The organism is Pseudomonas sp. IPO3749, assembly GCF_013386605.1.
Classification (GTDB): domain Bacteria; phylum Pseudomonadota; class Gammaproteobacteria; order Pseudomonadales; family Pseudomonadaceae; genus Aquipseudomonas; species Aquipseudomonas azotoformans_A.
Window position 1 is genome coordinate 1 of sequence record NZ_JACARN010000084.1, and the last position, 8,591, is coordinate 8,591.

Here is an 8,591-nt window from a genome sequence, read left to right on the forward strand (position 1 = left end):
CAAGCCCGCTCACTACAAGGGTTAGGCTTTTTCCCAGACTTCGAAGTTGTAAGCTGGTTTGTCGCCTTCCGCCGAGTTCTCCCGGTTCGACACCAGCTTCCACTGGCCAGCATCAAACTCCGGAAACCAAGCATCCCCCTCCGGACTCAACGCCACCCGCGTCAAATACAGGCGATCCGCCTGCTCCAACCCCTGCGCATACAACTGCGCACCGCCGATCAGCATCAGCTCGTCCGCGCCCTGCTCCAGTGCCCACGCCTCGGCGCGTTCTACAGCAGCCTCCAGCGACGGAAAAACTTCCGCACCTTCCAGCGCCAGATCGGTCTGACGGCTAACCACCAGGTTCAAGCGCCCCGGCAACGGTCGACCGAGGGAATCCCAGGTCTTGCGCCCCATGATGATCGGCTTGCCAAGCGTGGTGGCCTTGAAATATTTGAAATCCCCCGGCAAATGCCAGGGCATGCTGTTGTCGACGCCGATCACACGGTTTTCACCGAGGGCTGCGATCAGGCTTAAAGGGAGAGTTTTTTTCATGCCGACGAGAATACCAGAGCCCCGAGCCAGGGGTTATGCTCCAGGCTCACAAACACAACAGGACAGCGCGTGACTCCTCTGCACACACTCTGGCTGACAGAAACCGTGCGCCTGCGCGAAGAACACGCAGGCCCCCTGGAAGACCTGGAGGCCAACCGCCTGGCGCGCACGTCCGGCGGCGATCTGCCGACACGCATCCAGCAGCGCGCCTTGCACCTGGCCGAACGCGATGGGCTCACGAATGCCCTCACCCGCTGGCTGCAAGGTGCACGTCTGGCGTTGGTGTTGCTGGCAATTGTCGCGGTCATCAGCGGCGCCGGGCTGGCGTTTGCGGCACTGGGCAACGGCCTGACGCCAGTCAACGTGTTCTGGGCGCTCGGCAGCTTGCTCGGCTTGAATCTCATCCTGTTGATCAGTTGGGCCCTGGGCCTGCTGTTTGCCGGTGAACACAGCGCCAGCCTGGGGCGACTGTGGTTGTGGCTCAGCGAAAAGCTCGCCCGTGATGCCAAGGCTGCACAGTTGGCGCCAGCACTTTTACTGTTGCTGCAACGGCAAAAACTCAATCGCTGGGCCGTGGGCGTGTTGGTCAACAGCCTGTGGTTGCTGGCATTGCTCAGCGCCATGGTGATTCTTCTGACGCTACTCGCCACCCGCCGCTATGGCTTCGTGTGGGAAACCACCATTCTCGGTGCCGACACCTTTGTCGCCGTCACCCAGGCCCTCGGCACCCTGCCCGCGTTGCTGGGTTTCAACGTGCCGACCGTCGAGATGATCCGCGCCAGCGGCGACTCTGTCCTGAATATCGAAAGCGCACGTCAAGCCTGGGCCGCCTGGTTGGTCGGTGTGCTGCTGGTCTATGGCCTGCTGCCCCGCCTGATCCTCGCTTTACTGTGCCTGTGGCGCTGGAAACGCGGGCGCGCCGCCCTGCGCCTGGACCTCAACCTGCCCGGCTATAGCCAATTGCGCGAACGCCTGATGCCGAGCAGCGAGCGCCTTGGGGTCAACGATGCTGCCCCCGAGCAACTGCACGCCATCAGTGGCGGCGTCAGTGAATTGGAAAGCGACGGCGCCCTGCTGGTCGCCATCGAACTGGACGACCAACATCCCTGGCCGCCCAAGCTGCCCGCCAGCGTGAAGAACGCCGGCATCCTCGACAGCCGCGAATCACGCCACAAGCTGCTGGAACAACTCACGCGCTTCCCGCCCGCCCGCCTGGCCATCGCCTGCGACCCACGCCGCTCGCCGGATCGTGGGAGCCTCGCACTCATCGGCGAACTCGCGCGCAGCGCCACCGACACCCGCGTCTGGTTGCTGCAAGCCCCGCCCGGCCAGGCGCTGGACGCCGAACGCCTGGGCGACTGGCACGCCGCGTTGCAGCAACTTGAGCTGCCGTTCGCCGATTGCGCGCCGTTGAACTGGCTGGAGACGGGTCATGACTAAGCCGCTGAAACTCGCCGTGGTCGGCCACACCAATGTCGGCAAGACCTCATTGCTGCGCACGCTGACCCGAGACGTGGGCTTCGGCGAAGTCTCCCATCGCCCCAGCACCACCCGGCATGTCGAAGGCGCGCGCTTGTCGGTGGACGGCGAAGCCTTGCTGGAGTTGTACGACACACCCGGACTGGAAGATGCCATCGCCCTGCTCGATTATCTGGAGCGACTGGATCGCCCCGGCGAACGCCTCGACGGCCCTGCCCGCCTGGCGCGCTTCCTCGATGGCAGTGAAGCTCGCCAGCGTTTCGAACAGGAAGCCAAGGTGCTGCGCCAACTGCTGGCCTCCGACGCCGGCCTGTATGTGATCGACGCCCGCGAACCGGTGCTGGCCAAGTACCGCGACGAACTCCAAGTGCTGGCCAGTTGCGGCAAGCCGTTGCTGCCGGTGCTTAATTTCGTCAGCAGCAGCGACCATCGCGAGCCGGACTGGCGCGAAGCCCTGGCTCGCCTGGGCCTGCATGCGCTGGTGCGGTTCGACAGCGTGGCCCCCCCGGAAGACGGTGAACGTCGGCTGTATGAAAGCCTCGCCCTGCTGCTGGAAAGCGCACGGCCACAGTTGGAACGCTTGATTCTTGATCAGGAGGCCCAGCGCCAGGCCCGCCAGCAAAGTGCCGCGCGACTGATCGCAGAATTGCTGATCGACTGCGCCGCCTGTCGCCGCAGTGTGGTCACCGAAGATGAACAACAAGCCATCGGCGACCTGCGCAAAGCCGTGCGCCAACGTGAACAGAAATGCGTGGAAGCCCTGCTCAAGCTGTTCGGCTTCCGACCGCAGGACGCCGCCGCCAGCGACTTGCCCCTGCTCGACGGGCGCTGGGGCGATGACCTGTTCAACCCGGAAACCCTCAAGCAACTGGGCGTGCGCGTCGGCGGCGGGATCGCCGCTGGGGCGGCGGCCGGTGCGGGCGTGGATTTGTTGGTCGGTGGATTAACGCTGGGCGCCGCCGCCCTGGCCGGTGCAATTGCCGGTGGCGCGCTGCAAACCGCGCGCAGCTATGGCAGCCGGTTGCTGGGCAAAATCAAAGGCCAACGCGAGCTGACCGTCGACGACAGTGTGTTGCGCCTGCTCGCCCTGCGTCAGCGCCAGTTGCTCAAGGCCCTGAACCTGCGCGGCCATGCGGCGATGCACAGCATCAAGGTCGACACGCCCCAGGACAAGACCTGGCGCGAAGGCAAGTTGCCGGATGCCCTGCACAAGGCTCGCGCGCACCCGCAATGGTCGTCCCTTAATCCGCACGCCAAGCTGAGCCAGGCCGAACGCCAGGAACAGGTCGAGGCATTGGCCACCCGGCTTGACGAGGCGTAAACCGATTACACCTCATACCAGTTCAAGGCCAAGAAGGTCGTGCATAACGAGCGGATCAGCTCCTTGTCGGCCTTGTCAGCCACACCATTGCGGTCAACGTCACTGTTGGTGAACGATTCGAGTACGCCGTCGCTGTCGCCGTCATAGGCCGCCACGTTGTAGATCAGCGGAACGGCGCCCCCAGAGGCAGCAGGTTCGTGAAAATCCAGCTTGATCGCGTTCGGCTTACCCGTTTTGCCGAAATGGTCGACGTACAGGATCAATGTGCGCTGCCACTGCCTGGCCGGGTTGAACCAGTTCAGCTTCAAGAAGCTGTCGGCGAAGCTCGCCAGCAGACGTTTGTCAAAATCCAGGCTGTCAGGCTGACGTTCTCCCGCCAGTTGCAGGTCGACCTTGCCATCCACGGTCATATCCAGGCCGACGGTTTCGTAGATCAACGCGTCGGGGGCAGCGGGTTGCTGCTGATAGAAGTGCAGAATCACCGTATCGGCGCGCCCATTCCCGCACAGGTCCTGGGCGGTGGCTTTCAAATAACGCATCGCATTGCTCCTTTGACTAAAGAAGCAAGCACCTTAGTAACCTGCCTGACGAGACTCTAGGCGGCGCGTCTGCGTTTTGCGTAAGGCCACTCTACGCAGCGAGTAGCCGTATGGCCTTGGCCTTGAGCAACTGTAAATCCAGCACCGGCACATGCATTGCCTTAGCCTGCTCATCCCAATGGCGCATGCGCAAACTCACCGTGTACAACGGGTCCTGTTCAAACGCCTGGGCCTCCTCGGCGCTCATCACACCGCCCTGATAGGCCAGGGTGCGGCGGCTGGCTTCGCTCAGGCGCGCGTAATAGTCCGGCTGGCTGAAGGTCAGGTAGCGCTTGGCTTGCACGTGATACTCCACCAACTTGGCCATGCGCTCACTGAACCCTGCACGACGCAGATAATCCGCGCCCAGCCGTTCATGGCTGACCACGCCATAACCGCCCATGTTTTCCCCGCCTTGGCCGCAGATGTGCCCGATGTCGTGGAAAAACGCCGCCAACACCACCTCATCATCAAAGCCTTCGGCCATGGCGAGTTGCGCAGCTTGGGACATGTGCTCGAGCTGCGACACCGGCTCGCCGATGTAATCCGCGGTGCCGTGCTGTTCATACAAGCCGAAGATGTCGGCGATGGTCTGTTCCGGGTTCATCACGCCGCTCCCCACAAGGTACTGATATTGCGCTCGGCCATCGCCGGCCCCACGCTCATGCCGACGCCGGTGTGCATCAAGGCCGCGCTCACTCCCGGCGCCGCGCGCAGGAACGAAAACGGTCCCGGCCCCCTCGAGCCGTACACACCCTGCCAACGCTCCACCACCTGGATCTTGCAGCCCAGGGTCTGCTCCGCCAGTTCGATCATCCAGTCATCCACCTGCTCGGCGTTGAAGGGCCATGCGTCACTGCCGTAGTCATGGGAATCACCGATGATCAGTTCGCCGTGGGGCGTGGGGCTGATCAGCAGGTGAATGCCGTGTTCGTGCAGGTGCGGTGCATCGCGCAAGATCTGCGCCTGCACCAGCGCCGCCTCGGGCAGGTCGGCGAAAGCGCCGTAATGCACGCAGCTCAAGCCGGTGAGCAACGCGTGTTGCAGGTTCAGGTTGACCGCTGGCCGCGCGCGCAGCATTTGCAGGCGGCAGATGCTCGGGTTGAGTTCAGCCATGGCGTCGGCCAACAAGGTCTGGTAGTCATGGCCGGAGCACACGATGATCTGCTCACCGCGAAAGCTTCCCGCCGTGCTGTGCAACTGGCCCGGTTCGACGTCGCGCACCAAGGTGGAGAAATAGAACTCCACCTTAAGTTCTTGCGCCAGGTAGTTGATCAGCGCCGGGACCGCTTCACGGGAATACAGTTGCTGGTCGTCCTTGCCATGCAGCGCAGCGCGGTGATGGCGGAACTGGCCGCCATACAAGTCTTTCATCGCCGCGCCTTGCAGCAGTTCGACGTTGTAGCCGTGCTCTTTTGCCCGCCCCTCACAGAAGGCTTCCAGCAAGTGTTCTTCCGCTTCGGTACGGGCGAACAGGTACGCACCGTTGCGCTTGAGTTGCAGCCCGGCGACCTGCGCCCAATGGCCCCAGATTTCGCGGCTCTCCCGCGCCAGCTCCAGCATCGGCCCCGGCGGTTGGCCGGTGACCAGGGCTTGGCCGAAGTTGCGTACCGAGGCGCCCAGTGGCGTGGCACTGCGCTCGAACACCTTGACCTTGAGGCCGCGCTTGGCGGCGGCGAAGGCGTGGGACAGGCCGAGAATGCCGGCGCCCACGATCAGCAGATCGCTGTGGTGTGTCATGAAATGATGTCCTGTATTCGAAGCCGCCGTCGCAGGCAAGCCAGCTCCCACATTTTGAATTGCGAACACCTTCAAATGTGGGAGCTGGCTTGCCTGCGAAGAGGCCATCAGCCCTAACGAAAACCTTATTGACCCGCTACCTTTTCCGACTTGCCGTCATAGCGCTTGCGCCACTCGGTGAGAATGCTGTCGCGGTTTTTCGAAGCCCAGGCAAAATCATTCTTGATCAGGCGCTGTTCATAGTCGGCCGGCAATTCGGTCTGCGGCTTGGCAATGCCAGGCTGGGCGAGGACGGCGAAGTTGTCCTTGTACAGGTTCATGGCAGCCGGGCTGGCGGAGAAATCCGCGAGTTTTTTCGCAGCGTCGGCGTGGCTCGTGCCTTTCATCACCGCAGTGGCTTCGATGTCCCAACCCAAGCCTTCTTTCGGCAGGATGATGTCCAGCGGCGCGCCCTGGCGTTTCAACTGCACGGCCGGGTATTCGAAGGAAATGCCGATCGGGAACTCACCCGAAGCCGCCAGCTTGCACGGCTTGGAGCCGGAGTGAACGTACTGGCCGATGTTCTGGTGCAGGTCGTCCATGTACTGCCAGCCCTGCTTCTCGCCGTAGGTCTGCAGCCAGGCACTGACGTCCAGGAAACCAGTGCCGGACGAGGCCGGGTTGGGCATGACGATCTTGCCCTTGTACTCAGGCTTGGTCAGGTCCTGCCAGCTCACCGGCTTGGTCAGGCCCTGTTTTTCGGCTTCGACGGTGTTGAAGCAAATCGTTGCGGCCCACACATCCATGCCGACCCAGGCCGGCGGGTTGGCAGCGTCGCGGTAGTTCTTGCCGATCTTGTCCAGGTCCTTCGGCGCGTAGTTGTCCAGCATGCCCTGCTGGTCGAGGATCGCCAGGCTGGACGCGGCCAGGCCCCAGACGGCGTCGGCTTGCGGGCGGTCTTTCTCGGCCAGCAGCTTGGCGGTGATGATGCCGGTGGAATCGCGCACCCACTTGATCTCAATGTCGGGGTTGGCCTGTTCAAAGGCCTTTTTGTAGGTCTTCAACTGCTCGGCTTCGAGGGCCGTGTACACGGTCAACTCGGTCTTGGCGAAGGCATTCAGGCTGAATGCAGTCAGTACGGCAGCGACCAGCGCCAGGGGCTTGAACATGGAGCACCTCCTTCAGGGATATTTAGTGGCCGGGTGCGCTCTGGCGCCAGGCTTGGGAGCGGCGCAACGCGCCACGTGAGGCCCACGCCAGCAACAGCGAGACGCCGGCCGAAGTGAACAGGATCAAGGTCGACATGGCCGCCGCGCCGCCCACATTGCCGGCGTCGTCCATGTTCAACACGGCGACGGCGGCGAGGATGGTGTCGGGGCTGTAGAGGAAGATCGCGGCGGACACAGTGGTCATCGCCGACACAAACAGGTAGCGCACGATGTCCAGCAATGCCGGCAGGCAGATCGGCACCGTGACTTTCAGGTAATGGCGGTACAGCGGCGCCTTGAGGGACATGGCGGCAGCTTCGAACTCGGCGTCCAGTTGGCGCAGCGCTGTGGTGGCGGTCATCTGCGCGGTGGTCAGATAGTGAGCAATGGTGCACACCACCAGCAACGTCATGGTGCCGTAGAACACATGCAGCGGGTTGCCGTTGAGGTTGAAAAAGAACACGTAGCCCAAGCCCAGCACCAAGCCCGGAACGGCCATCGGCACAAAGCTGAGCATGCGCAGGGCCAGGTTCAGCCCCTTCTGGCCCTTGGTCTTTTCCATCAGGTACGCGCCGGTGAAGATCAACACGCTGCCGATCAATGCGGTGCACAGCGCCATGGTCAGGCTGTTGCGATAGGCCAGCCAGCCGCCGCCAGCAGTGTCTTCGAACTGGTAATGGCTGAGCGACAACGACAGGTTGTACGGCCAGAACTTCACCAGCGACGAATACACCGCCATACCGAACACCAGCAGTAACACGGCGCAGATCAGCAGCACGATGGCCAGGTAGCAGCCGTCTCTCATGCGCGATGGCGCCGGCTGGAACACTTGGGCACGGCCACTCATGGAATCGCCATGACGGCGGCGCAGCCACGCATCCACAGCAAAGCTGAACAGCGCCGGCAGCAGCAACACCATACCGATCAATGCGCCGCGACCGAACTGTTGCTGGCCGACCACCGCCTTGTAGGCTTCCAGCGCCAGCACTTGATAATCACCTCCGACCACCACGGGCACGCCAAAATCGGTGATGGTCAGGGTGAATACCAGGCAGAACGCAGCGAACACCGCCTGACGCGTGGCCGGCCAGGTAATGCTGCGAAACGCCCGCGCCGGGCTGGCGCCCATGCTGGAGGCCGCATCGAACAGGCGCGCATCCGCCAGGGACAGCGCCGACAGCAAAATCATCAAGGCATGTGGGAAGGTGTAGATCACCTCACCCAGCACAATGCCCCAGAAGCCGTAGATATTGTCCGAGAGCAACCCGCGCAGCATGCCCTGGTTGCCGAACAGGTAGACCAGCGCAATGCCCGGCAACATCGACGGCGCCATCAACGGCAGTAACGACATGCCGCGCCAGATCGACTTGCCGGGGATCAACGTGCGTTGCAGGGCGTAGGCAAACAGGTAGGCCAGCGGTACGACGATAGCCGCCACGCTGAGGGAAACTTTCAGGCTATTGCCCAGCAACCAATGGAAGTTGGCGCTGGTGATCAGTTCTTGTGCAGCCACCAGACCACCGCCCTGCCCGGCCTCGCTGCTGAAACCGCGCCAGAAGATCGCCAGCAACGGCATCAATACCGCGAGGCCCAGCAACAACAACCACAACAGTTTGCCGCCGACGACGAAAATTTTGTCGCCGGTTTCGGCGCGGGACACCGGTCGTGGCAGCGTCATGACAGCGGCCATCTCAGGCAAACACCTGCAGACTGCGCGGCGGCAAAGCCACCCAGATGTCCTGGGCGCCCAGG

8 protein-coding genes are annotated in these 8,591 nt (G+C 62.8%); 2 read left to right on the forward strand and 6 right to left on the reverse strand.

Annotated features, from left to right (window positions below; genetic code table 11):
• Positions 1 to 21 precede the first annotated feature (21 nt).
• Positions 22 to 534, reverse strand: a complete 513-nt coding sequence (locus HX812_RS27610) for a dihydrofolate reductase (protein WP_038850651.1) — start codon at positions 532 to 534, stop codon at positions 22 to 24.
• A gap of 69 nt (positions 535 to 603) precedes the next feature.
• Between HX812_RS27610 and HX812_RS27615 the strand changes: the two genes are divergently transcribed.
• Both HX812_RS27615 and HX812_RS27620 read left to right on the forward strand, forming a co-directional pair.
• Positions 604 to 1,974: a DUF2868 domain-containing protein gene (locus HX812_RS27615; RefSeq protein WP_038850653.1), complete on the forward strand. Its 1,371-nt coding sequence runs from the start codon at positions 604 to 606 to the stop codon at positions 1,972 to 1,974.
• Entirely contained in the window at positions 1,967 to 3,334 is a 1,368-nt protein-coding gene (locus HX812_RS27620; RefSeq protein WP_038850654.1) for a DUF3482 domain-containing protein, read from the forward strand. Before HX812_RS27615 ends, HX812_RS27620 begins: the two co-directional genes overlap by 8 nt.
• Positions 3,335 to 3,339: 5 nt before the next feature.
• Here the strand turns inward: HX812_RS27620 and HX812_RS27625 are convergent, their stop codons facing one another.
• The 5 genes from HX812_RS27625 to HX812_RS27645 all read right to left on the reverse strand — a co-directional run bounded on the left by HX812_RS27625 (position 3,340) and on the right by HX812_RS27645 (position 8,529).
• Entirely contained in the window at positions 3,340 to 3,873 is a 534-nt protein-coding gene (locus HX812_RS27625) for a hypothetical protein (RefSeq protein WP_038850655.1), read from the reverse strand.
• A 91-nt stretch (positions 3,874 to 3,964) separates the two neighbouring features.
• Positions 3,965 to 4,519, reverse strand: coding sequence for a phosphonate degradation HD-domain oxygenase (locus HX812_RS27630; protein WP_038850658.1), 555 nt, complete (start codon positions 4,517 to 4,519; stop codon positions 3,965 to 3,967).
• On the reverse strand, positions 4,519 to 5,652 hold the full coding sequence (locus HX812_RS27635) for a TIGR03364 family FAD-dependent oxidoreductase (protein ID WP_038850659.1): 1,134 nt from the start codon (positions 5,650 to 5,652) through the stop codon (positions 4,519 to 4,521). Before HX812_RS27635 ends, HX812_RS27630 begins: the two co-directional genes overlap by 1 nt.
• A gap of 125 nt (positions 5,653 to 5,777) precedes the next feature.
• Positions 5,778 to 6,800 carry a putative 2-aminoethylphosphonate ABC transporter substrate-binding protein gene (locus HX812_RS27640; protein ID WP_038850660.1) on the reverse strand — a complete coding sequence of 341 codons (1,023 nt, stop codon included), beginning with the start codon at positions 6,798 to 6,800 and terminating at the stop codon, positions 5,778 to 5,780.
• Positions 6,801 to 6,822: 22 nt separating this feature from the next.
• Complete coding sequence (locus tag HX812_RS27645) at positions 6,823 to 8,529, reverse strand: putative 2-aminoethylphosphonate ABC transporter permease subunit (RefSeq protein ID WP_038850663.1); 1,707 nt, start codon at positions 8,527 to 8,529, stop codon at positions 6,823 to 6,825.
• Positions 8,530 to 8,591 lie beyond the last annotated feature (62 nt).

Excerpts from the sequence above, each read along its gene's own strand:
- HX812_RS27610 (WP_038850651.1), bottom strand. The coding sequence starts at position 534 with ATGAAAAAAACTCTCCCTTTAAGCCTGATCGCAGCCCTCGGTGAAAAC.
- HX812_RS27645 (WP_038850663.1), bottom strand. The coding sequence starts at position 8,529 with ATGGCCGCTGTCATGACGCTGCCACGACCGGTGTCCCGCGCCGAAACC.
- HX812_RS27640 (WP_038850660.1), bottom strand. The coding sequence starts at position 6,800 with ATGTTCAAGCCCCTGGCGCTGGTCGCTGCCGTACTGACTGCATTCAGC.
- HX812_RS27620 (WP_038850654.1), top strand. The coding sequence starts at position 1,967 with ATGACTAAGCCGCTGAAACTCGCCGTGGTCGGCCACACCAATGTCGGC.
- HX812_RS27625 (WP_038850655.1), bottom strand. The coding sequence starts at position 3,873 with ATGCGTTATTTGAAAGCCACCGCCCAGGACCTGTGCGGGAATGGGCGC.
- HX812_RS27630 (WP_038850658.1), bottom strand. The coding sequence starts at position 4,519 with ATGAACCCGGAACAGACCATCGCCGACATCTTCGGCTTGTATGAACAG.
- HX812_RS27635 (WP_038850659.1), bottom strand. The coding sequence starts at position 5,652 with ATGACACACCACAGCGATCTGCTGATCGTGGGCGCCGGCATTCTCGGC.